Annotated in this window: 18 protein-coding genes and 3 pseudogenes; 12 read left to right on the top strand and 9 right to left on the bottom strand. The window is 65.3% G+C overall.

The window, feature by feature from the left end:
- The 3 genes from rfbH (at position 1) to AB4Z47_RS24360 (ending at position 3,259) form a co-directional block, all read left to right on the top strand.
- Positions 1–1,344, top strand: a complete 1,344-nt coding sequence (rfbH, locus tag AB4Z47_RS24370; protein ID WP_441953880.1) for a lipopolysaccharide biosynthesis protein RfbH — start codon at positions 1–3, stop codon at positions 1,342–1,344.
- Entirely contained in the window at positions 1,341–2,210 is an 870-nt protein-coding gene (gene rfbD, locus AB4Z47_RS24365) for a dTDP-4-dehydrorhamnose reductase (protein ID WP_441953878.1), read from the top strand. Before rfbH ends, rfbD begins: the two co-directional genes overlap by 4 nt.
- A 530-nt stretch (positions 2,211–2,740) precedes the next feature.
- Complete coding sequence (locus AB4Z47_RS24360) at positions 2,741–3,259, top strand: hypothetical protein (RefSeq protein WP_441953876.1); 519 nt, start codon at positions 2,741–2,743, stop codon at positions 3,257–3,259.
- 257 nt (positions 3,260–3,516) lie between these two features.
- On the opposite strand, the gene AB4Z47_RS24355 is transcribed toward AB4Z47_RS24360, so the two are convergent.
- From AB4Z47_RS24355 to AB4Z47_RS24340, 4 genes and pseudogenes are all read right to left on the bottom strand, one after another.
- On the bottom strand, positions 3,517–4,233 hold the full coding sequence (locus tag AB4Z47_RS24355; protein ID WP_441953874.1) for an EamA family transporter: 717 nt from the start codon (positions 4,231–4,233) through the stop codon (positions 3,517–3,519).
- Positions 4,234–4,264: 31 nt separating this feature from the next.
- Positions 4,265–4,624 (bottom strand): annotated as a pseudogene (locus tag AB4Z47_RS24350) (EamA family transporter); the annotation flags it as partial.
- A 425-nt stretch (positions 4,625–5,049) separates the two neighbouring features.
- Positions 5,050–5,649: a hypothetical protein gene (locus AB4Z47_RS24345; RefSeq protein ID WP_441953872.1), complete on the bottom strand. Its 600-nt coding sequence runs from the start codon at positions 5,647–5,649 to the stop codon at positions 5,050–5,052.
- 247 nt (positions 5,650–5,896) lie between these two features.
- On the bottom strand, positions 5,897–6,220 hold the full coding sequence (locus AB4Z47_RS24340) for a putative quinol monooxygenase (RefSeq protein ID WP_441953928.1): 324 nt from the start codon (positions 6,218–6,220) through the stop codon (positions 5,897–5,899).
- A 324-nt stretch (positions 6,221–6,544) separates the two neighbouring features.
- On the opposite strand from AB4Z47_RS24340, the pseudogene AB4Z47_RS24335 reads away from it, so the two are divergent.
- Positions 6,545–6,640: pseudogene (locus AB4Z47_RS24335) on the top strand (flavodoxin family protein); the annotation flags it as partial.
- Between the two features lie 74 nt (positions 6,641–6,714).
- Here AB4Z47_RS24335 and AB4Z47_RS24330 read toward each other — a convergent pair.
- A complete protein-coding gene (locus tag AB4Z47_RS24330; protein WP_441953870.1) occupies positions 6,715–8,397 on the bottom strand; it encodes an SMI1/KNR4 family protein in 1,683 nt (560 codons plus the stop codon).
- A gap of 545 nt (positions 8,398–8,942) precedes the next feature.
- Here AB4Z47_RS24330 and AB4Z47_RS24325 point away from each other — a divergent pair.
- The 8 genes and pseudogenes from AB4Z47_RS24325 to AB4Z47_RS24290 all read left to right on the top strand — a co-directional run bounded on the left by AB4Z47_RS24325 (position 8,943) and on the right by AB4Z47_RS24290 (position 19,322).
- On the top strand, positions 8,943–9,830 hold the full coding sequence (locus AB4Z47_RS24325; protein WP_441953868.1) for a hypothetical protein: 888 nt from the start codon (positions 8,943–8,945) through the stop codon (positions 9,828–9,830).
- Between the two features lie 403 nt (positions 9,831–10,233).
- The gene (locus tag AB4Z47_RS24320) at positions 10,234–10,893 is read left to right on the top strand and encodes a hypothetical protein (protein ID WP_441953866.1); all 660 of its coding nucleotides are present in this window, start codon (positions 10,234–10,236) and stop codon (positions 10,891–10,893) included.
- Positions 10,894–11,080: 187 nt separating this feature from the next.
- Positions 11,081–13,072, top strand: a complete 1,992-nt coding sequence (gene ligA, locus AB4Z47_RS24315; protein ID WP_441953864.1) for an NAD-dependent DNA ligase LigA — start codon at positions 11,081–11,083, stop codon at positions 13,070–13,072.
- Between the two features lie 186 nt (positions 13,073–13,258).
- Positions 13,259–14,403, top strand: a protein-coding gene (locus AB4Z47_RS24310; protein ID WP_441953862.1) for an IS3 family transposase whose coding sequence is annotated in 2 segments (ribosomal slippage) — positions 13,259–13,526 and positions 13,526–14,403 — 1,146 coding nt in all. Because the reading frame shifts where the segments join, the coding sequence is not laid out codon by codon here.
- 580 nt (positions 14,404–14,983) lie between these two features.
- Positions 14,984–15,898 (top strand): D-alanyl-D-alanine carboxypeptidase family protein, encoded by a 915-nt coding sequence (locus AB4Z47_RS24305; protein ID WP_441953860.1) that lies wholly within the window; start codon positions 14,984–14,986, stop codon positions 15,896–15,898.
- Between the two features lie 458 nt (positions 15,899–16,356).
- Positions 16,357–16,635, top strand: coding sequence for a hypothetical protein (locus AB4Z47_RS24300; RefSeq protein WP_441953858.1), 279 nt, complete (start codon positions 16,357–16,359; stop codon positions 16,633–16,635).
- A gap of 636 nt (positions 16,636–17,271) precedes the next feature.
- A pseudogene (locus tag AB4Z47_RS24295) lies at positions 17,272–17,430 on the top strand (pyridine nucleotide-disulfide oxidoreductase); the annotation flags it as partial.
- A gap of 458 nt (positions 17,431–17,888) precedes the next feature.
- A complete protein-coding gene (locus AB4Z47_RS24290; protein WP_441953857.1) occupies positions 17,889–19,322 on the top strand; it encodes an aminobutyraldehyde dehydrogenase in 1,434 nt (477 codons plus the stop codon).
- 585 nt (positions 19,323–19,907) lie between these two features.
- On the opposite strand, the gene AB4Z47_RS24285 is transcribed toward AB4Z47_RS24290, so the two are convergent.
- The 4 genes from AB4Z47_RS24285 to AB4Z47_RS24270 form a co-directional block, all read right to left on the bottom strand.
- Complete coding sequence (locus AB4Z47_RS24285; RefSeq protein WP_441953926.1) at positions 19,908–21,125, bottom strand: tyrosine-type recombinase/integrase; 1,218 nt, start codon at positions 21,123–21,125, stop codon at positions 19,908–19,910.
- Positions 21,122–22,015 (bottom strand): hypothetical protein, encoded by an 894-nt coding sequence (locus AB4Z47_RS24280; protein WP_441953855.1) that lies wholly within the window; start codon positions 22,013–22,015, stop codon positions 21,122–21,124. Before AB4Z47_RS24280 ends, AB4Z47_RS24285 begins: the two co-directional genes overlap by 4 nt.
- 137 nt (positions 22,016–22,152) lie before the next feature.
- Positions 22,153–22,632 (bottom strand): tyrosine-type recombinase/integrase, encoded by a 480-nt coding sequence (locus AB4Z47_RS24275; RefSeq protein ID WP_441953853.1) that lies wholly within the window; start codon positions 22,630–22,632, stop codon positions 22,153–22,155.
- Positions 22,633–22,826: 194 nt separating this feature from the next.
- The gene (locus AB4Z47_RS24270) at positions 22,827–23,165 is read right to left on the bottom strand and encodes a site-specific integrase (protein ID WP_441953851.1); all 339 of its coding nucleotides are present in this window, start codon (positions 23,163–23,165) and stop codon (positions 22,827–22,829) included.
- Positions 23,166–23,723: the final 558 nt, after the last annotated feature.

Below are 23,723 nucleotides of genomic sequence, written 5' to 3'. Positions count from 1 at the left end.
ATGAACGATAGAGACGATCTACTCACGAGAATCCGACGGTTCCACAATTCGCAAACCGAGGATCGCTTCGTCGCGGGCGTCACCGAGATCCAATCATCCGGCGCCTGCCTCAATGACGACGACAGGGTCGCCGTCGTCGAGGCCGCGCTTGATATGCGTATCGCGGCGGGAATCCTGGCACATCGGTTCGAGAACGAATTCGCCAGAAAAATCGGACTCCGCAAGGCGCGACTCACCAACTCCGGATCATCGGCGAACCTGCTCGCGGTAACCGCATTAACCGCCCTGGAGCTGGATGATGCCCGGCTGCGCCCTGGGGATGAGGTGATTACGGCTGCAGCCGGATTCCCGACGACAGTGAACCCCATACTGCAAAACGGATTGAAACCGGTGTTCGTAGATATCGATTCCTCCACATACAACACGACACCGGAAGCCGTGGAGGCGGCAATCGGCCCGAGAACCCGTGCCGTCGTACTGGCACACACGCTCGGTAACCCGTTTCCTGTGGCAGAGATCTCCGCGTTGTGCGCGGAGCACGGCATGTTCCTGATCGAAGACAATTGCGATGCAGTCGGATCGACATACCAGTCACGCATTACCGGCACCTTCGGCGATCTGGCCACCGTCAGCTTCTACCCGGCACACCATTTGACCACGGGTGAGGGCGGATGCGTTCTGACCAACGACCTGACAAAAGCTCGCGTCGTGAAGTCTCTGCGCGATTGGGGACGCGACTGCTGGTGCGAGCCGGGTGAAAGCAACAGATGCGGAAAGAGATTCAATCAACAGCTGGGCGGCCTTCCCTACGGATACGACCACAAGTACATCTATTCGCATATCGGCTACAACCTGAAGACAACAGATATCCAGGCTGCGCTCGGGCTCTCCCAGCTGGCCAGACTAGACGATTTCTGCGCCCGCCGGCGTCATAACTGGCATCGGCTTCGCGAAGGCCTGGACGGGATCGACCATCTCCGCCTGCCGGAACCAACCCCCGGCAGCGATCCGAGCTGGTTCGGATTTGCCTTGACGGTGCTGCCGGATGCGCCTTTCGGCCGTATCGACATCGTCAACTTCCTCGAAAGCCGCAAAATAGCGACCCGCGGCCTCTTCGCCGGAAATCTCCTCCGCCATCCGGCGTACTCGAACATCGAGTGCCGTATTTCCGGAAGCTTGGCCGCCAGCGACTACGTCGCCGACAACACCTTCTGGGTCGGCGTGTACCCGGGCATAACCGACGAGATGACCGACTACATGGTCGCCTCGGTCCGGGAGTTCGTTTCCGGCTACCGACGCTCCCAGGTCCGGCTCGTAGAGACCTCGCCCGAGGACAAGCGGTGAACAGACTGGTAGTCACCGGTGCGGACGGACTGCTCGGCAGCGGGATAACGAGGGCGACGAGCCCGTTTCGTCGTGCCGATCAGCAGGTGCTCGGGTTCGGATCGAAAGAACTCGACATCACCGATGCAACGGCGCTGAACGACACCGTCGGCCCCGGCGATGTGGTCATCAACTGCGCGGCGTACACCGACGTAGACGCCGCCGAGACCGAAGCCGATAAGGCGTTCGCGGTCAACGGGGTCGGCCCGGGACTGCTGGCCCGAGCCTGCGCGCACAGGGGAGCGCGACTGCTGCACATCTCGACCGCGTACGTCTTCGACGGGTCGGCGTCGAGTCCATGGGAGACCTGGTCACCGACCGCCCCGTTGAGTGTGTACGGAAGATCGAAGTTGGCAGGTGAGGAGGCCGCCCGAGCGGCGTTGCCCGATGTGCGGATCGTCCGCACCATGTGGCTGTACTCGGGGACCGACCGGGATTTCCCGGCCGCTCTCGTGCGGAGATGCTCCCGGGGCGAGCACGTCGCGGTCGTCACCGACCAGATCGCGTCCCCAACCTACGTCGACGATCTCGTATCCGCTTTGTTCGACCTCGTCGCGCACCCGAATCCACCGCGCCTGCTCCACGCGACCGGGGGCGGCGCCGCATCCAAATACCGATTCGCTCGTGCGATTATCGAAGCGGCGGGACTCGATGCAGACCTGTTACGGCCCTGCCGGACATCGGATTTCCGAGATGCCGCAACCCGGCCCCGGAACGCCGTTCTGTCGAATTCATCGTGGATCGACTGCAGCCTTACACCATTACCACACTGGCGTGACGGACTGCGTCGCGCTGTCGGGGCTGCAGTTCGGGACATCCGGCCGTGAACGGAGCGAACCGATGACACAGCGCTACAGCTGTACCTGATTCCGGCCCACTCCGGGGTCCGGCGTGGGCCGGCGCATCGGAACCGTGTGTTCAGCTCAGCGCGCGTAGCACCCCGGTGTGCACCACAGCCAGGCGCTGGGTGGTGCGTGCGAGGGCGACGTAGAGATCGTTGAGACCGCGGGAATTCGTCCACGACTTCCTGTGGTTCGACCAGGATCACCGCGTCGAATCCCAGGCCCCGCACCTCGGTCACGGTCAGCACGCGCGCCGAATCGCGTGCCAGATCGGCATATTCGGCGACCATGGCGTGCGGTGCGAGCACCGCGGTGTGCCGGGCCGCCGCGCCTTCGCGGCCACCAGCTTGCCACGGCGTCGACCGATTCGCTCGCGGACACCCGCACCGCCGTTGAGGTTAGAATTCGGGCACCGCCTGCGACAGGCCAGCGGCATTCCCGCGTCGCGCAGATCGAGAACCGCTCACTCACAGAGCGAATCGCGAGGCCTGCGGCGCGATCGGAGACGGGCATTCATGCACTGGGCTGTTGAAGAACTGCAGCAGATCATGCCGCCACCGCCGCAAGGCGGAGACATTGTGGACTGGGACTCAGTACGCACCGAGTCGGGGTGGGCACTACCCGCCGACTACCGTGACTTCGTCGCTGTGTACGGGCTGGGCGCGATCAGCGACTCGATCGGGATCTCCACGCCGCCTTTCCCCGGGCATCCGTACGAGGATCACCTGCTCTGTAATGCCGAATATCCGCCACGGGACGGGGTTTTGTCATGGGGAGCTGACGAGGCTGGTGACGATTTCGTCTGGCGATGCGTCGGTGAACCCGATGAGTGGACAGTGGTCTTTCGTCTCAGGAATCGCCGCGAGCAGTACGAGTACGAAATAGGTATGGCGGAGTTCCTGCTCCTGCTACTACAGCAGAAAATTCATCCTCCACTTGGAGCGCAACTAGCTATCGATCCGCCAACGTTTGAATCCTGGCGTGATGAAGCACGCCGTCTACTCGATGAGAATGCAGACCGTGAAGGCTTCTGAGTCCAGGATTGCGCTAACCCTCAACGGTACGGCTCCGGAGACTGCACGAATCAGGGGCCAGCTCCGGTATCCGCTGCGCAGACGTTGCTCACCAGAGTAGATATCAACAGAGGTGATTTCGAACTTTCCGGACGTCGCCGCCGTCCGCCACGCTCAGGCCCGACACGTGTAGGCAGTCTGCCCGTAGGCCCTTCCACGTCCCCGGACTCGAAAACTATGTTCTTTCAGGGGAAGGTTGCGGACGGCGAGGCCACTGATCAGCGGTCCGGCAAACTTGGGCCGGACCGCGGGGTGTGTGATCGTCCGGATCTAGTTGGCGGATTCGCTGACGATGTGGGGGTTGTCAGTGAAGTCGGTTGAGCCTCGGGTGGAGCTTTGCTCACGACTCGCTTCGCATGCGCTGGCACGGAACGGCCGCCCGGTTGTTCAGGAGGGGTTTCCGGCCGGACCAGCTGCACCAGCACCGCGCCGGTGAGGAGTATCGCCGCCCCGGCCAGTTGCGTCAGCCCGAGCGCTTGGCCGAGCAGCAGCCAGGCCAGCCCGGCGGCGACCAGCGGTTCCACCATGGCCAGCACGCTGGCCGTGGCCGAGGGCAGATCGCGCAGCGCCCGCAACCCGCCCAGGTAGGGCAGCACGGTGCCGACCACGGCCAGCAGCAGCAGTGCCAGCCACACCGGGATCCGCAGGCCGCCGAGTACCGCGGGGGCGGTGAGTAGGCCGGAGGGCAGCACCCACGGCGGGCTGACCGCGACTATCACCACCGCGCCGATCGCCAGCCCGGCCGCGGTCAGCCCGAACGGATCGTGCCTGCTCGCGCCGTGCTCGCCGAGCAGGAAATACCCGGCCGAGCAGATCGCCGCGCCCAGCCCGGCGGCGACACCGAACAGGTCCAGCCGGGCGCCCTGCCAGATCTCCGCCACCAAAGCCAGGCCGGCCACGGCCAGCCCGATGCCCAGCCACGCCAGCCCGGGCACCCCGGGTGCGCCGCACCACCCGCACCCACAGGGCGACCAGCGCGGGCGCCAGGTTGACCAGCACCATCGCCGCCCCGATCGGAACCAGCGCCACGGCCACGAAGAACAACAGCTGGACACCAGCGACGCCGAGCAGGCCGTAGCTGAGCAGCAGCCAGAGATCGGCGCGTCGGAACTGCAATGCCTGTGGCCGCAGGACCGCGACCGCTGGCACCAGCAGTACAGCGGCCAGCACGATCCGCGCCGAGGTCACCGCGGCCGCGGACCAGCCCGCCGCCATCACCGCCTTGGCCAGTGGGCCGGAACTCGCGAACAGCACCCACGAGGTGAGGCTCAGCCCGGTCGCCCCGGCCTGGCTCGGCGCCCGCGCGGTCTTCTCCAGTACGACCACGCATGCAGTGTGCACGAGGGATCACGGTCGTGACCAAAGGATTTCCGACGGCTGGGCCCAAGACGTCAGAGCGAAACGGACCCCTGGATCGAAGTCGAGATTTCAGTGCCCATCTGACCGAAGCTTCCACGCGTTACCAACTACCCCTGCCGTTGTCGGTGGGGGCTGGGTGTGGAGTAGGGGGTTCACTGACCGACCAGGGCCGCGGATTCAGGGTCGGGCGCGGTTGCGATCGTGGCGGCCAGCCGACGGGCTCGGCCGCGGCGTCGAGGTAGTCCGATAGCATTGCGTGCGGTCCGGTCAATTCGAACGATCGGTGTCCAGATCCGTTGGCGCCGTGTTCGGTTCGGACTTCGATACCGCTTCAGCGGTGGCGGCCGGCGCGCTCTCGAACAGCACCTTTGGTTCAGACCAGGCACGGAGGATCACTGGTGAGAGGGTGTGGTGGTGGAGCATGGCATCGCCACCACAGCGGTGCAGGGGGAACCAGTCGGCGCTGGTGAACCTGGTTTCGTCACTGTTTTGTGCGGCTTGCGGAAACTCGGGTCGCCGAAGGTACGCAGGCTGCGGTAGTCGTGGATGGGCAGGCCGGGTGGCCGCCAGCAGTCGTGTCGATCCAGTGCGCGATCGAGTCGTTGGGCATCGCAGGGTGTAGGCCGGTCTCGCCGAGACGGCGGCCGATCTCGGTGGCGAACCGGTGTTGGGGGTCCGGTCCGCCCGCAGCGCAGTGTTCCGATCAGCTCGGCGACGCTGACGGCCTCGGGGTAGCTGGCGGCGAACAGTTTCGACGTGCCGAAGGTGTGCAGTTCGGTGCCGGGCGCGATGAGGATCTCCGCGCGGGCGAGCCATCGCTGTCGCGCGTCCAGCCGTGTTGGCTCCGTTCGCCGTGTCCAGTGGGTGCGGTCGGTCCATCGGTGGGCGCAGATCAGGAATCCGATGAGCACTGCGTCGAAGGTTGCGGGCGGTCCGAGGCGGCGCAGTAGTCCAAGGTAGGTGCGTTGCGCGGCAACGTTTTCCGGCGACACAGTCAGCTCTGGTTGCGGAGGTTACAGCGAATCCGGTGGCCCGATCCAGACGCGGCGGCGCAGGCAGACGTAGTGGTGATGGCCGAGCAGCTGTATTACGGGCCCGCCCGGGTGGGTGGCGGTGCGCGCCAGCAGTCGCGTTGGGGTTCGTGCCGCAGTGCGAGCCAATCCGGTTCGGGATCGAGTAGTTCGATGATCGCGCGCGCGGGCCGCTGACGGGTTGGTCGGCGACGGCGGCGAACAGTTGCTACGTAATGGTCATCTCTCCCATTTCGGACCAGTCGGTGGCGTCGATGGTCTGGCTGAGGATCTGCGGAGTCGACGCGAGTGCCTGCGGCAACTCGTTCATCGCGGTCTTGAAGTGAGGGCTGCCGACATGGGCGGCGCCAGCTGCCTGGTCGCGGAAGGCTTCAATGAGAACGAATTCGGTCGGGTCGTCGACGCTGCGGGACCAGTCGAACCAGAGGTTGCCTTCCTCGGCGCGAGTCGCGGCGGTGAACGCGGCGACGAGGTCGAGCCAGCGCTCGGTCCAATCGGGTTTGGTCTTGAATTTGACAACGATGAAGATCATCACGCACCTCCTGTCGTGGGTCGGACTGCCGCGACACCGCCCGACTCCCTGGTGTCGGGCGGTGATCGTTGCGAACATCCCATTGTCGGACGGTCAGTAGATGTTGGAGGGCCGAACGGGGCCCTCGGCCAGATCACCGAAGCCCGGCGCGACGATCGAGCGCGGGTTCACCATGATCTCCTTCACGATCAGCGTTTCGGGTGGTCAGCAGCAGCGCGGCGCTGCGCAAGGCCGATCGGGTGACTCTCAACCGGTGCGCGTGAGCGGATGCCTGGGCATCCACGCACGTGCGCGCACCCCCCGCGCGCGTCCTGTGTCGTCTTGCAGGCCGGCGCGGGCTGGATCGGCGAAGCCGGGCCGGGGCCGTTCTATCTCGCCCCCGGCTCCGGCGGCCCGGAGAACGACTTCACCAACCGCAATCCGCTGGAACCTGATGCACCTGGCGCGGCTGCTCCTCGATCCGAGGGGGCCCTCTTTGCGGATGCTTGCCCGGGTTAGGAGTGCGGCCACTGCGCGGGGCGGTTCATCAGCTCGCGCATGTGCGCCCGGTGGTCGTACGGCTCGGTGCGCCGCTGCACATTCGTCAGCGTGCCGCGCACGACCGGCAGCGACCCGGTGATGGGGTCGACGCCGAAACCTGCGGCCCAGGTGATTTCGTCGTCGAAAGCGGCGTCGCCCGCCAGCTCCGCGGCAGCCAGTCCGGCGGGCACCGCGTCCCGGTCGCGCAGCAGCTGCCATTGCCGCATGGTGGCCACCAACACCCGCAAGGTCGGCAGCGCGGCGACCGCCTCGAGGTCCGAGACCTCGATCTTCGAGATGTCCAGGCGTTGCAGCGACGGCAGTGTGGCCAACGGCCCGATGTGCACCGGCTCGGTCGCTCCGGAGAGGGTGAGGTCCCACAGGGTCGGGTGGCCCGCCAGCGGCTCCAGCTCGATGCGCGGCGCGGTGAGGTGCAGCTGTTCCAGCGGAACCGTGTGCGGCACGGACAGCTGCACGGATTCGACACCGCGCACTCGCAGCTCCCGCAGCAGGGGTAGCGACGCCAGTTCCGCGGCGTCGAACGAGTCACGGCCGTCGACCGTGAGCTCCTGCACGGCGATCGCACCGGGAAGCTCCGCGACCGATTCGGCCACGCCGCGCAGGGACGCCTGATGCCGCGGATGGTCGGTGATTTGGGCGTTGTAGTACTCCAGCACCGACTCGCCCGCGCGCAGCGACTCGACCGTCCGCCGCAGCACTGCGAGAACGGAGTCGTCCTGCCGGAAAGCGGCGTACCACCCGTCGGGTTCGAAAGTGATCACCTGCCCGGACACGCCGATCGGACCGGGATCGAGGTCGACGGCGGTCACACTGCGGTCGCTGATGCCGATAATCACCCACTTCGGGCTGCGTGAGATTCGGCGCACCACGCCGTGGGGCCAGGATTCGAACACGGTGCGATCGATGCGGGCGAACAGCGAGTCCTTCCAGGCCCCGGCGGTGCCGTGGCCGTACTCCAGGTCCGCCGTCTCGGTGTCGTCGTTCAGGTGGGCCGCGGCGACGGTAGCCAATGGCAGCAGCGCGGTGAACGCCAGCAGACCCCGGTCGTCGTGCTCATAGCCCACCACCCGATACAGCGCGCGCAGCTCCTCCGGCAGCCGCAAACCGATCCGCGCCTCGGCTGCGACAATCTCCGCTTCGGTGTTCCCGGCGCCCAGCTGCGGTGCGCCGTCCGTTTGCCGAGTGCGCAGCTCCACGTACTCGCGGACCAGGTCGGCCACTGTCGCGACCAACTCCGAGTCGGTGGGCCGGTCGTCAGGGGCGGCGTCGGTGAGCGGGACCGGAATAGCATGGCCGGGATAGCGGTAAGCGGGGTCGCGGATCACCTGTCGGACGGACTCCCATTCGAACACGTTGTAGTAATGCTGTGGCTCGCAGCGGTACTGGAACTCGTAGCTGTCGCCCAGCAGCCGCAGCCGCATCTGCGCCATGTCGTCCGGGCCCGCGCCCAGTTCAGCACGCACCGCCGCCGATATGACCGCGGTGTCCGGCCGCACCGGCGCCAGCGCGCCGACCAAGTCGCGAGCTCGCATGCCGCGGCCGCCCATACCGTTGTGCAGCTCCAATGTTCCCGCTGTCGCGCCGCTCGCCGCGAACTCTCGTGCCAGCTTCTCGACCTGTTCGATCAATTCAGTCATGTGGCTCACCCATTGCCGTATCGTGTCGTGGCCCACCCTAGCTACCCACACCGACAAAACCAGGACTCCTGGCGATGGGAACCCGAGTCGATGAACTCGCCCGGCGCGTCGTATACCGGGGTCCGGGGTATGGAGACAACCAACAGTGCCGAGGCGCCCTGCTCGCCTACGGCGTACCGAACGGCCGTCGTCCGCAGCACGACCACAGCACATGTTCCACGTCGTAGCCGTTCGGCAGCGAGCAACTCCGTCAGGAACGTCACGATGCGACTGGGCACGGCAGCACAGCCGTGCATGACCCACTCATCGGACGCGGAGCGCCCTTCCTTGCAGATCGTTCTCGGTCGAAAGATCTACTACCAGGGATCCGCGCTTTTCCGTTGCGCGTCAAGCTGTAAGCCAGCCGACCGGTCGACCTTCTTTGGAAGGGCTCATTGATTTCGGTGGAGATGATGTCGATCGTGGGAACTGCCAGCACGCCGCCATAGCCGATGACGTAGTAGCCTGCTCGCCGCAGCATTGCGACATCGGAGGGGACTATACGCATGACCGATTCCCAGCACGAACCTGGCGATAACCCGAACCCGGGCACCCCCGAACCCACACCGCCGCCATTCAATCGCCAGGACAGTCCCACTGCACGCGCAGACCTTGTGCACTTCGGTCGCGCTGCAGCGGGACCGGCTGCCGACTCGCCCTGGTACGGCCAACCCGGTCAGGGGTACCGGCCGCCACCGCCGTATCCGCCACCGCCGACCGGTAGCGGCAAAACGGGTCTGATCGTCGCCGGCGTTCTCGGGCTGGTGGTGGTGCTGGGTATCGGTGTGGCGCTCGGTATCTTCGTCGGCAGCGACGGTGGCAGTGCGTCCGCCGGTGGCTCGGCCACTGCCCGGCAGGGATCGGGGCCGGGGACCTATTCGATGAACGGGATCACCAATGCGTGCGACCTGGTCGACCCGACACCGTTGACCAAGTGGTCGTCCACGCCGAAAGGCGCTCCCGACCATCGGGAAACCCGGCCGTCCACCCACGACAGCGGCAGCCTGAAGTGCGATGTCGGCTACACCAGCTCGAGTACCGACGAATTTCCCATGAACAGAGCCGGAATGAGCGTCGAGGCCGAGTTCACCGACGGGACGGCTCCGCACTTCTACGACCATTGGAAACACGCCGACACCGTCACCGCCGAACCGGGGTCGGTCTCCGGCGAGGTCACCGGAATCGGCAGCCAGGGCTACTGGCATTCCGAAGTGACCGGCAATCTCGTCGCGCGAATGGCCTACGTCGTGTGTGTGCAGGACGGCAATGTCTCGGTGCGGGTAAAGATCGCCCTTACACGTGAGAAGGGTTCTCCTGCGGTGAGCTGGGACGAACTCGATTCGATCGCCAGGCCCCAAGCCCGCAGAGCGCTGGACGGTTTGAGGGAGACGTAGAGGCTGTGGACTCGAGCAAGCCGGTGCAGACGGTGCGGATGACTGCTCGACATCGGCAGGAATACGATCGGTTCGGAGTTTATGGTCGACGGGCGAGCCCCGTTGCAGAACCGGAGGGGCTACGGGGATGACCTGCTCTCAGCGCGGAACTGACGATCAGCCGACGCCAGCAAACACCGATCCCGCTGTGCGGCAACGCAATCCGCCGGTGGCCGGCTTGCGGGACCTCGACTCGGGCCCCTATACGTCAGTGCCTCCGCCTGCGTATGCTCCCGGTCAGCCTGTTATCGGGTACCGCCAACCTGGTCAGAGGTACGGGCCGCCACCGCCGTCGACCGGTAGCGGCAAAACGGGTCTGATCATCGCCGGCGTTCTCGGGTTGGTGGTAGTGCTGGGTATCGGTGTGGCGATCGGCATCCTCATCGGCGGCGGCCACAGTGGCGGCAATTCCGCCGCTGTCCCGGCCTCGTCCAGCGCCCCGGCCCCTTCCAGCGCGGCCCCTGCCATGACAACGTCGCGCCGGGAAGCCGCGCCGGGGATCTATTCGATGGGCACGATCACCGATGCCTGCGACCTTGTCGATTCCACGCCGTTGCACAGGTGGTCGTCGACGCCCAGGGAAGACCCTCAGCATCAGGAATTCCCGCCGAATACCTCCGACGGCGGCAACCTGTACTGCGCCATCCGCTATACCAGCCCCTCGACCGTCGACGACGACGCCACTGTCGACGAAGCCGGAATCAGCCTCCAGGTCCAGTTCACCGGCGCCGAGGCTGCCCCCGCCTACGACCGTTGGAAACAGACCGACACCGCCGCCACCGGAGCGAAGCCGGCCTCCGGCGAGGTCGCTGGAATCGGCGCCCAGGGCTACTGGCACACCGCGACCACCGACACCAGCAACGGAATGACCTACATTGTGGGCGTGCACGACAGCAATATCTCGGTGCGAGTAGAAGTCGCCGTCCTGCGCGCAAAAGGCGAACCCCCAGTGAATCGGGATGAGCTCGATACGATCGCCAAAAACCAAGCCCAGCAAGCTCTGAATGAACTGAAGAAGGAATAAGGGCCACCAGTCGTATTCGGGGCGATGCCCTCCGACCATGGTTGCCGAGATCTCCGTCGTGCCGGTCTGGGCGAGCGAAGCGGAATCGGTGTCAGCCCACTACGAGATGGAGGTATCGAGCGGACTGAACGTCCCACGCGTCGTCGTTCCACGTGGGTGTCGGTGGGTATCGGTAGCGTCGGGTGCTGTGGAAACTGGGGAACATATCCAAGAGCTCGCCGACCGCATTGTGCTGCTGCGCGACGCCTACTACCGGGGCACGCCGCTGGTCGCGGACGCCGAATACGACGCGATCGAGGACGAGCTACGTGGCCTGATCGAGACGCACCCCGATCTCACGCCCGATCCGAATCCGCTGGAGCAGGTCGGCGCGCCCGCAGTGCTGCACGCCCCGATCCGGCACTCGCGTCCAATGCTGTCACTCGAGAAGGCGACCAAGCCTGAGCAGGTCGCAGCGTTCTTCGACCGCTTCCCCGGCCAGCCGGTGGTGGTGATGCCGAAGCTCGACGGCTTGTCTCTGGCCTTGGTTTTCGAGGACGGGCGGCTGGTGCGTGCCGTGACGCGGGGTGATGGCACCACCGGTGACGACGTGACCGTGCTGGTCCGCGCGTTGGTCGATGGCGTCCCTGAGCGGATCGACGTCCCTGGGCGGGTGGAGGTGCGTGGCGAGGCGGTGATGCTGCGCTCGACCTTCCTCGCCTACAACACGGCGCATCCGGACAAGCCGCTGATCAATCCGCGCAACGCCGCGGCAGGCACGCTTCGGGCGAAGGACCCGGCCACGGTCTCCGAGCGCCGTCTGCAGTTCTTCGGCTTCGACTTGGATACCTCTGCTGGCGGCGCTGCGGTCGACTTGGCCCAAGGGCTGCGGGCACTGGGGGTGGCCTGTGCGGAGATGCGGCTTTGCGCCGGCGCCGAGCAGGCGCACGCGGCTATCACCGCGATCGAGCAAGGTCGCAACGAGCTGGACTACGACCTCGACGGTGCGGTGCTGCGGCTGGCCGACCGTGATGCCTACGCGGCGGCCGGAACTCGGTCCAACTCCCCACGTGGCGCGCTGGCGTTCAAGTTCGCCGCCGAGGAGAAGACCACGTTGCTAGCCGACGTGGTCTGGGACGTCGGCAAGACGGGCAAGATCGTCCCGGTCGCATGGCTGCGGCCGGTGTTCGTGGGCGGCACGACGGTCACGAAGGCGACGCTGGCCAACCAAGAGGTGATCCGCGCCCGCGACATCAAGGTCGGTGACACCGTGCTGGTGCGCCGCGCTGGCGATGTGATCCCGTTCGTGGCGGGTGTGCTCGACGCCTCCAAACGCACGGGTGAGGAGCGCGAGATCGTGCCGCCCACCGCCTGCCCCTCGTGCGAGCAGCCGGTGACCGAGCAGGGCAACAGCCGGGAGCTGTTCTGCACCAACGTCTCATGCCCCGCACAGACGGTGCGCAGGCTGATCCACTGGGCGTCGAGGGCGGCGGCGGACATCGACGCCATCGGGCAGGTGTGGATCGAACGCCTGGCCGAGGCGGGCATCCTGGAGCGCCCGTCGGACTTCTACACGCTGACAAAGGAGCGGCTGCTCGAGTTCGACCGCATCGGCGAGGTCTCGGCCGCGCGCATGATCGACTCGATCGATGCCAGCCGCCAGGTCGGCCTGCGCCGCGCGCTGATCGGCCTGGCGATCCCGATGGCCTCCGACGGCACCGCCGCTCGCCTTGCCCGGGCGGGATTCGGCTCCCTGGAAGAGGTCGCCGACGCGGGCGAGGAACGGCTCGTGGCGGTGGACGATATCGGACCGAAGGTCGCCGCCTCCCTGGTCGCGCACCTGGATCGCCTACGTCCGGAACTGGAACGGCTACGAGAGGCGGGCGTCTGCCTGGACGTGCGCGAGGAGGACCTTCCCCCGGTCATTGCGGCCGGGGCGCCTCTGGAAGGCAAGACGGTGGTGATCACCGGCGCTATCAGCGACCCGCGCTCCGGCGAGAAAATCGCCCGCCCGACGTTCCAACGACTGTGTGAGAAGGCGGGCGCGACGGCGGCGTCCTCGGTCTCGGCGAACACCGACCTGCTCATCACCGGAGCGGGGGTCGGTGAGAGCAAGCTGACCAAGGCGGAGAAGCTCGGCGTCGAGGTCGTCGACCAGGGCGAGATCTGGAACCTGCTGATCGCCGCCAAGGTCATCTAGACCCCGGCACGCCTTGCCTCACCGACCGGAACATGCCGAAATGACTCGTGGCCACGTGTTCTCGACCGCGGACCGTCTCGGCCATAAATCCTCACCGATCCGTATGGCCCGTTCCCAATTGATGAGACCACTCGGTATTAGAGTCCCGTTGGCCCCTGGTGAGGGCTGGAAGGGACACTGAGGGACATGGCAGGACGTAAGCGGCATTCCGCGGAGGACATCGTGCGGAAGCTGCGCCGTGCCGACGAGCTCGCCGCCGCTGGGCAGACGGGTGAGCAGATCGCTGCTGATCTGGGGGTGTCGGCGGCGACGTTGTACAACTGGCGCCGCCAGTACGGCGGTGTGGACACCGATGCCGCGAAGGAACTCAAGGAGCTGCGTGAGCAGAACGCGAGGTTGAAGCGGCTGCTGGCGGACGCGGAGTTGGAGAAGGACGCTCTGCGGGAGATCGCGAAGGGAAAATTTTAGGCCCGACCAGCAAGCGGCGGGCTGTTGACATGCTTAAACAGGTGATGGGCATGTCGGAACGGTTCGCGTGCAAGGTGGTTGGGCTGCATCGGTCCACGTATCGGCAGCTGCCGGCCGCGCAGACCCCCGCCGATCCCGACGCCGGGTTGCGGGTCTGGCTGCGTTCCTACGCCACGAAACATCAAGGGCACGGGTTCCGGCGCGCGTGGGCGGCGCTGCGGTTCGACGAGGGCTCGCAGGTGAACAAGAAGAGGGTGCACCGGCTCTGGCGGGAGGAAGGCTTGCAGGTGCGGGCGCACTCGCCACGCAAGCGCGCCGGATGCTCGTCGTCGCCTTTGGTTGATGCGGATGCGCCGAAGGTGGTGTGGGCGTTGGACTTTCAGTTCGACTCCACCACGGATGGGCGGGCGGTGAAGATCGCTTCGATGATCGACGAGCACACCCGTGAGTCGCTGCTTCACCTGGTGGAGCGCTCGATCACCGCCGAGCGGCTGGTGGCCGAGTTGCAGGAGGTGTTCACCGCGCGCGGTGGGCCACCGAAGGTGCTGCGTATGGACAACGGTCCTGAAATGATTTCCCATGCGCTGCAGCAGTTCTGCGCCGACCGGGTGGGTATTGTCTATATCCCGCCCGGCACGCCGTGGAACAACGGCCATATCGAATCGTTCAACCGGCGGTTACGCAGCGAGTGCCTCAACCGCAACCACTGGACGAGCCTGCTCGAGGCCCGCGTCGTGATCGGCGACTTCAAGGACGAACACAACCGACGGCATCGGCATTCGGCGCTGGGCTATCTAACCCCGGCCGAGTACGCTGCCCGCTGCAGCCGCACCCACCACCCCGTGGCCTGCAGCATCAACTGAATCTGGACGAAACAACCCGGACTCTATTACCGGGTGGTCCCGTCATCGGGGACCGGTCACGTACAGCCGACTATTGCGCGCCGAACTGGGCAAAGAACTCGAGGTTCACGCACTCATCGGCTAGTTGGAGACAGGATCGGTTCCCGGCCAGGATTCGGTCCAGGTGCCCGGCGGGATGCTCCCGATCATCGACTGCCCGTCGTCTCGTTTGGTGTGGCTCTCAATGGCGGGCGATGACCGTCATCATCGGGATGGATACGCACAAGCGTTCAGCCACCATCGAGATCATCGACCCAGCAAGCCACGTGCTGACCGACGTGTAGCGGCGGGTGGTGACCTTGCTGCCTGGCCAGCAGGATCCGCCTCGTGGAATCAGCCCGCGACTGTGTTGAGACCCACGCGAAGATGCCGCAGATCGGCGCCGCGACGTCCGTCATGCCGCTGGGCGAGCGGTCGCGCGCGAGCAGCGTCGGGCTCAGAGCATCCTGGATTAGCCGAGTGCATGCTGTCGTCGGAGCTGCGCGGTAACTCGGTTGGTGAAATCCCACTGATCGCTGGGGTAGAACGGCAGAATGTGGCTATGCGGACATTTGCCCGATTGTTGCAGGCTGCCGTCGCCGGGGCGCTGGTCGTGGCAGCTGGTCATGGCGTGGCGGCGGCCCCCGCCGCGAGCGACCCCAATATTCAGTTGCCCTGGCTGACTACTGAGCCGGATGGAGTGCAGGCGCCGGGAGCAGCGCTGGCAGACGGGATCACCGGCACGGTGCTGTGGTCGCGACAGCCGAACACCCCGGTCCCGATAGCCAGCATCGCGAAGGTGATGACGGCACTGGTCGTGATCAACGCCGGCGACCTCGACCGGACTATTACCGTGCCGCAAGAGATCATCGCCTACGGCACCAAGTACGACGGAAGCAACGCAGGCCTGGTCCCCGGCGAGGTGCTCACGGCGCGACAGCTCCTATACGCGATGATGCTGCCGTCCGGCTGCGACGCCGCCTATACCCTCGCCGAGGCCTATGGGCCCGGCCAAGACGGCTTCATCGCCACAATGAACGACACCGCGCGTGAAATGGGCCTGGCGGGAACATATTTCACCGACCCCAGCGGGCTGCCCGCCCCCACCGACCACTCCACCTACTCCACACCGGCGGACCTGGTGGCCCTCGGCCTGCGCGCGATGAGCCTGCCGGTGTTCCGCGACATCGTCAGGTCGCAGAGCTATCACCTGCCCGCCGGCCCAGGCAACCGCGATCATCTCTGGCAGACGACGAACTCGCTGCTGCGCGACTATCCCGGCACTATCGGCATCAAAACCGGATCCACCGATGCTGCGGGAACCTGCCTGCTGTTCGAGACGGTCAGGGCAGGAATACCACTGATCGGTGTGGTCCTGCACAGCTCACTCGACAGCGGCGCCGCCGCAAAGGACGACGCCGAGCGCATGTTGAACTGGGTCTACGACCCGATCCTCAGCGCGTTGCCGATCAGCTAGCGACGGATGCGGCAGGCCTCCTGCGGATCCTGGTGCGCACCATGCCAAAAAGTACGACGCCGGTTCATCGTTCGGCTCATGGCTGTTCGCCGAACGCAGGTTGATGGTCGACTGGACCGAAACGCGACCGTCAAACCCCTGAATCGGTGTACTTCCGGCCTTGTAATCGACCCGATCCGGTCGTGTGTTCCCACCGAAATGCGTTGCGGGACAATAATGTTCACACATTTTCCGCTCCGAAGGCAAGTAGCAGCTTGACGAGAAGGCGGCTTATGGGGCCGAGGCCAAGTGATGAGCGTAGGGTTCGGGATAGTCAGTAGCGCACCAGGTTTCGGATCACGGTCCGGACATGACGGTACGATGGCCGCTGTTAGACCAGACTCCCCGCCCATACGAATCCCGGGCGAACGCTCGAGCAGTCATCGATCGGGCGTTACGCCTCGAGTGAGGAAGTACCCATGAGCAAGAACACGCACCACAACCACGGTCGGTCCCGCCGCGCGCTGGCGCGCGTCGGGACCGCGGCCGCGCTCGCGCTGACACCAGCGACTGCCGTGGCGGTCCCTGTGCTCGCCGCCCCGCTGGTGCTCGAGCCCGCGGATCAGACCGAGACAGCGGGTCAGACCGAGACGGCGCCCAGCGATGTCGAGCCCATTCACCGCGGCGGGCGCGGCGGCCGCGGCGGCGGTAGTCACCACCTGTCGCATGGCCTGCCGTCCACCGGAAGCGCCTTCTGAGCCAGCCGCTTTTCCCCTGTGCGGCCGGGGTTTCGGAGCGTCCTGGTGGTGCGATGCAGCAGTCCGAACACGATATCGCTGTAACAACGTAGGACCTGGTGTCGGTGATGATGCCCTCGGCACCTCGATCGAGTTGGCGCGGCTGCGTAAGGGCGCGGTGACCAACGCGGCGGAACTGCCGCGGCGGTGGAAATCCTACGGAAACTCAACGCCACCGGCGCCCACAAGGTCCCCGACGGCGTGCCGTCGGGTTTGTTCCGGCCCGGCGGCACGGCCACCTCGACACCGCGCCCGGGACGCCGTCGCCTATCGGCGCTACTGCGAACTGTGCACGTTCCTGGCGTTGCGCGACGGGCTGCGCACCGGCGGGGGATGCAACACCAACCGGGTCGCCACAGAGATGAGCCGTGCCACCGACACGACCGGCAACGGTCGACCGCATCATCCGCCGAGCGGAATTCCTGGATTCCCGGTTCGTCGAAACAGCCCACGAGGGAACCGCTTTCGCGCAGACGGCATGACAAACACCCAGAGGCCGCAGTAGTACTGCAGCCCATCAGCGGTTCCCAGTATTGGACCGTAGCCAAATGTCATCACGAACAGAGTCGCAGCCGCTAACTGAGGGCACTTCGAAATGGCAGCTCCGAGCTACTGCGCTCCGCCACCATCGCCGTGGTGAGCCAGGTTCCCATCGAGCGGCTCTGGCCCGCCGTTCCTTGCTTTCGAACAATCACCGAAGTATGGTTACGGCTGCTCGAGGCGTACCGAGACACTGAACGAACCGCTGCCGCATAGAAGTCGGCAATGCGCTCCACGTGCGGTCGGTTGGCGTGCGCCCGTAATCGGCCATCGGGTAGCCCGATGGCCGCTATCGGAGAGGCCTGGGCGGTGAAGACGAACAGGCCGTGTCGGATAGTGGGCAGTGGCTCGGGTCCACAATTTCTTTAGAGCACCTCCACGCGTGGAACGCGGATGAAATGGCCCACGGCTTTTTCTGGAACTTGAATGAAAAATTGTGGTGAAGGCAAAATTCGTTGCAATGAGGGCGAAACGATACCGATCACAGCAATAGGCATGGCTCCGGCTGCATTTCCTCAGCGGCGACAAAGGAGTAAGCTCATTCCTTTCGGTGTCGATAGCATCGAATTGCCGCTGAGCAGGTGGTAGCAGGCGACGGCGACTAGATGCTATGGCGACCGAACGCCCCGCGCCGGGTGATTGTCTACTGAACAATGCAACCGAGGAGCAGCATCATGACAGTGGTCCAGAACTTCATCGACGGCAAGCTCGTCGACTCGGTCGGCGGTGCGACGATGGCGCTCGTCGACCCCACCACTGGCGATCAGTACGGCACCGCCCCGGCGTCCGACGAACAGGATATCGGCAACGCGTACGCAGCGGCGGCCAGGGCGTTCTGCGACTGGAAACGCACGACGCCGTCGCACCGCCAGAAGGCGCTACTCGATTTCGCCGACGAGTTGGAGAATGTCGCCGACGCGCTTGTCGAGGCCGAGGGCCGCAACACCGGCAAGCCGAACCACGTCACCTTGGCCGCAGAGATCCCGCAGATGCTGGACCAGACCCGGTTCTTCGCGGGGGCGGCGCGGATTCTCGAGGGCAAGTCGGCCTGCGAGTACCTTGCGGGCCATACATCGTGGATCCGCCGGGAGCCGGTCGGCGTCATCGGGCAGGTGACACCGTGGAATTACCCGATGATGATGGCAATCTGGAAGTTTGTTCCCGCGATCGCGGCGGGCAACACCGTGGTGATCAAGCCCAGCGACACCACCCCGGTGACGACGGTGATGCTGGCCGAACTGGCCTCCAAGCACCTGCCGCCAGGCGTGCTCAACGTGGTCACCGGTGACCAGGTGACCGGCGCTGCGGTGGTGGCGCATCCGACCCCGAAGATGGTGTCGATCACGGGTTCGGTGGCCGCGGGCCGTGCTGTCGCGGAGTCGGCTGGAGGCCGCCTGAAGCGCACGCATCTGGAGTTGGGCGGCAAGGCGCCGGTGATCGTGTTCCCCGACGCCGATATTGGTGCTGCCGCCGAGGGTATCGCGGCCTCGGGCTATTTCAACGCCGGGCAGGATTGCACGGCGGCCACCCGGGTGCTCGGTCACGCGTCGGTGGCCGATGATTTGACCGCGGCGCTGGCCGAGCAGGCCAGCAGTGCAACAACGACGTTCGGCAAAGCCGCCGATGACGAGGACGCCTGGGTGCCACCGGTCAACAACGCCAATCAACTACGGCGGGTGCTTGCCTTCCTCGACGAGGTGCCCGATCACGCCTCCGTCGTGGTGGGCGGGCACCGGCAGGGCGATCACGGGTATTACGTCGAGCCGACGGTCATCGGCGGGCTGCGCCAGGTTGACCGGCTGAGCCAGAACGAGATCTTCGGCCCGGTGATCACCGTGCAATCGTTCATCGACGAAGACGAGGCGATCCGATGGGCCAACGGCGTCGAGTACGGGCTGGCGTCCTCGTTGTGGACCAAGGACGTGTCGAGGGCGCTTCGCGTGTCGGCCGCGCTCGACTTCGGCTGCGTGTGGATCAACACCCACACCGCGCTGATCGCCGAGATGCCGCACGGCGGGTTCAAGTCGTCCGGGCACGGCAAGGACCTGTCGATGTACGGGCTGGAGGACTACACCCGCGTCAAGCATGTGATGGCGAAGATCGACTAACTGACGCTCTGGTGGCGGAGCCGTCGGTTCAAGCAGATAGCGCTGCAAACGTCCGGAAGATCGCCGGTCGGACCTCGAATCTCATACGCCCACGGTTGAATACGCCATCGCAGTCGACACACACGAGTCACCCATCGTCGATGGAGATACATCGGTCCCGGTTACGAGGAGGTGCATATGACCTTCACTGCTACAAAAGATCTGCTGGTGGCGTTCCGTCCTCGAAGGTGGTGGTGCACGCCGATTCCAGCTACCGACAGATGAGTTGTTCGCGGGACTCGCGCGCACGTCGTCGAGACCGAAACATGAGTCCGTCATCGAAGCTACTGATTCGTCCCAGGAGTCGGTTTCGAGTCCGCGTTCGATGCAGCCGCAGCGCCACTCCCAGCCTCGACTGTCCGATCCATTTCGGCCCTCTCCCGGGGTACTTATCGACCACATTCACATTCGAGGGAGCATTTAATGACCGACTCCAGCCCCCCAGCATTGGGGTCGACGCATCGCAGCCGCTGGTTGGCAGGTTCGCCAGCTCCGGTCGGTACTGATACTCGGTGTGGTGGAACAACCCGAACACGATGTCGGAGTTTATGTGGACAAATCAAGGCGTTCCTCCACCAATGTGTCGTCGGGATTGTCCAGCGGTTGTTCGAGGTCGGTCAGCAGCTTCTCGATCCGGTTGGCGGTGCAGTTGTGCCGCTCGACCTCGCGGTCCCAACCCCTGGCGACGGCATTGGTGGCCAGGGTCTGTTCGACTCGCCGTCGAGCGCGTAGCCGTGGTGCGTAGTCAGGAGTTGTGACGAACTTCGCGCAGGTCAGGTAGAGATCGCATTCGCATGGGCCTTCCTGCGGCAACCGCAAACAGTGGCCGAGTTCGAGTTCGGTCTTGAAGAAGTTCGTCTTCAGCCAGTTCACGGCTTCCTCTGGCAGGGCACCGGATTTCAGTTCCTCGGCGGCTGGGCCGGCGATGGTCGCACCGGGTCCGAGGACCGCCTTGTAGTCCCGAAGGACTTCCTGGTCACTGATCTGGGTGTAGACCAGCGCCATGCTCACGCTGGAATGACCGAGCACCTTCATGATCGTGTGCAGCCTGGCACCACGCTCGGCGAGTTGGGTGCCGACTGTGTGCCGAAATCGATGGGCAGTGATAGTGCCGCGGCCCTGCCCGCCGCGTCCGCCCGGCGCCATCAGCCCAACGGCCTTGCATGCCTGCTGGATTGGGGTGTCGAACAGGTAGAAGGTCGACAGCAGCTTGCCGTGCTGCATGAACAGATATCGCACCGGTTGGCCGGTCAGTTCGTCGGTGAACGGCCGTTCGGGCGCGTTCTTGCGCAACTCGATGACCGTTTCCAGCGCTGTGACGGCGTCGTTGTGCAGCGGGACGACGCGCTCCTTGTAGGTCTTACGAGCCGGCAGCCGCAGGCGGCCGGTGCCGTCGGCATAGCGGTCGAAGCAGTCGATCTGCAATCGGCGGATCTCGTCTCGTCGTGCGCCGGACCATCGGGCAACCAACAGCGCAGCGCGTTGGAACGGGCAGGCGAGTTCGCTGATCACCGGCATCAGCTGGACGAGTTCCTCCTCGCGGATGAACCGGGGAATCCTGATCGGATTCTTCGGGAAATCACCAGCCCCCAGCAGACTTCGGCCTGGGACGTCGTTCCATTCCCAAGCGGCGGTGTCGCGGAAGAACTGGGACAATCCCGAGCCCCGCTGGATGCGGGAGTTAACCCCGAGGGGCTTGTGTGTCTTGCCGGTGGGCTCCTCGGCGATATGCCCCAACCAGCCCAGACAATGGTCACGGGTCACGTCGGCCCATGAGACGACGTCCGGGTGGTGCTCGCCGAGCCATTCGCCGAAGCGGCGGATGGCCAGTTCCAGCTTGTCGACTGTGGATGGTCGATCGGTGAGTCGCCGTGCGGCCAACCATTTTTCGGCGACGACCTGCATTCGTGGTGGCAGCTCCAGTGGTGGCTTCCACGACGGCATCCTTTTGCGGGGTTCGGTGGCGACCTGGCCGCGGTGGAACAGCACGACGTGCAGTTGGTGCAGGTGATCCACTGTTTGGAGGCGTTGTCGCGGTAGCGCTCTGGCGATGGGTAGAAATACCGCAGGTCCTCGCGCTCGCTGAATCGCCGGACCGCGTCGAGGAGCTCCGCGATGTGCTGCTCCACGATTAGTGAAGCGTCGAAAATCCCTGTGTGCATTGCGATTCGGCTCACGGTCCAGTGCATCGCCTGTCGAGAGGATTCACGGTCGAAGCCCAGCGCGACGGCTTCCTCTACGAGGGCATCGGTTCCCATGTCGATGCCAATCTTGGCGGCGGGGTCGATGACGCGCAGCTGCCCGGCGCCGAGCGTCCAGGCGTAATCGAAGACGGCGTAGCCGTGGAAAGCGAGGAACAGCAGATACGGGCGTGCCCGGAAAGACAGCGGGTAGGAGGGGTTCTTTTGCGATTCTCCTGGCAGTCTGCCGACCCGCTCCACCAGGGGCGCGGCGTACCAGTCGCTCAGCATCGGATAGCGCTCCATGAATTCCCGGTAGTAGCGCAGCTTGTCGTTGCGGTAGGAGGGAACGATGTTCTGGGATCGGACGTATTCGACGTACTCGGTGCGCGGGCAATGCCGACCTGTGCGCCGACCGGACTGTGTTGCGGTGGAAGCGATGAGAGCTGCGGCGGAAACGTGCCCGGCCCTCACCGGACATCCCCCGTCGAGCCGCCGAGATTTCCGAGGGCACGGTTGTATTCGGCGACCACGGCCGGATCGGACACGCGGGTGTAGATCCGTGTCGACTCCGCACTGGCATGACCAAGTCGCTTTTGTAGCGTGAGCTCTCACATTCCGCCGTCCCACATGCGGGTCGCGTGCGTATGGCGGCAGGCATGCGGCGTCACCCATGGCTCGCGGATCCCTGCGCGGGTGCAGGCCCGTGCGAACATTCGAACCAGCCCGTCGTAGGACAGGGCTTCCAGCCGCCGCAGTCCACGACCGCCGATGAGGAAAACGATCGGCGAGTCTGCGTCAGTTGGACGGTCGTTCATAACGTAGGTGCTGAGAGCGGCCAGAGCTTCGGGCTCGTGCAGGTCGACGACCCGCTCGGTGCGGGATTTCGAGCGAGCTCCCTTCGGGTGGTCGTCGCGGTGGCGAACCACCACTCGTCGGCGACCGTAGGCGATGTCCTCCAGGTGCAGCCCAAGCACCTCGCCAGGCCTCGGGCCGCCCTGCAGCATCAGAAGTACGATCGCGCGATCCCGGCTGCTGTGCAGCTGTTTCAGCAGGGCGGCAACCCTCTCGTCGTCCATCGGGCGTGGCACGCGCTGAACGGTTTTCACCCTCACGGCACGGCGAATCGGGCGCTGGCGGCTGGCTCGGCCCATGAACGGCCTGTGTCGCTCCGACACCCGTGCCAGCGCCGGATCAGGCCGCTTCTCAATGGGATTCGTACGGTCGAGCAGGCCCGCCAGGATCGTGTACTCGTAGAACGACGACACGGCCGCCAAGATTCTGTTCACCGTGGTGGCGGCCATTTGGTCGCTGGCCCCTCGCTGTCGATCATCGCAACCGTGAGTGTCATCCGCTGGCGAGGCCGCCGCGAGGGCACCGACCGCAGATACTCCAGCAGCGGAATGGCGTTTTTGGGCCCGAACTGTTCCCAGCTCAGGCCATGTTCAGCGAAGAATCGCCATAGGTGGCGTAGGTCGTAGGCATAGGAGACCAGCGTGTTGGGTGAGCAGTCCCGTACCGCGAGGAAGCGCAGGAATCCTGAGACGACCTCGATTGGCTCGCCACCGTCGTCGAGCAGCTCGACTCGGTGAGATCCGTTGTCCTGCTGATGTCGTACCCGCACAACCACCTCCGTACCTGCCCCGGCCGACTGCCGGTCCGCCCGGTAGTTCGTAGCCGTGGGATGCGAGGTGTCCAGGTAACTACATAGTAGCCGGTTTCGGTGATGATCGCCTCGGGCACCTTCCCGCCGAGCATCACGTCAAGGGTTTCCGGTTCCGGCTGCGGGCGCTGCTGGTATCGCAGGACGGAGCGCCGGGCCGCCCGAAGTTTCAACCCCATTGCCGCCCAACTGTGTCGCAGCAGTGATGCAGGTCACAACAATGAGTTGTCACGTTCGGACGGGTTGTCTTGTCCCATAGCCGACCACGCAGAACGAGCCCTATGGAGCAAGCGATGAACACCGACACCACCACCCGAGAAATCGTCGTCCTCGGTGCCGGCTACACCGGCATGCTGGCCGCCATCCGGCTTGAGGTTCACCCCGGGTAGTGGACACCGAGTTAGCAGGATCGATGGTTCTGCTGGTAGGGATGTCCGTTATGCCTCCTCGTAAGCGTCGGTCGTTCTCGGCCGAGTACAAGGTCGAGGCTGCTCATCGGGTGATCGATTCCGGTCGCTC

The organism is Nocardia sp. 2TAF39 (assembly GCF_052114905.1).
Classification (GTDB): domain Bacteria; phylum Actinomycetota; class Actinomycetes; order Mycobacteriales; family Mycobacteriaceae; genus Nocardia.
The sequence above is the reverse complement of the archived record's forward strand: the minus strand, read 5'-3'. Positions and strand labels throughout refer to the sequence as shown.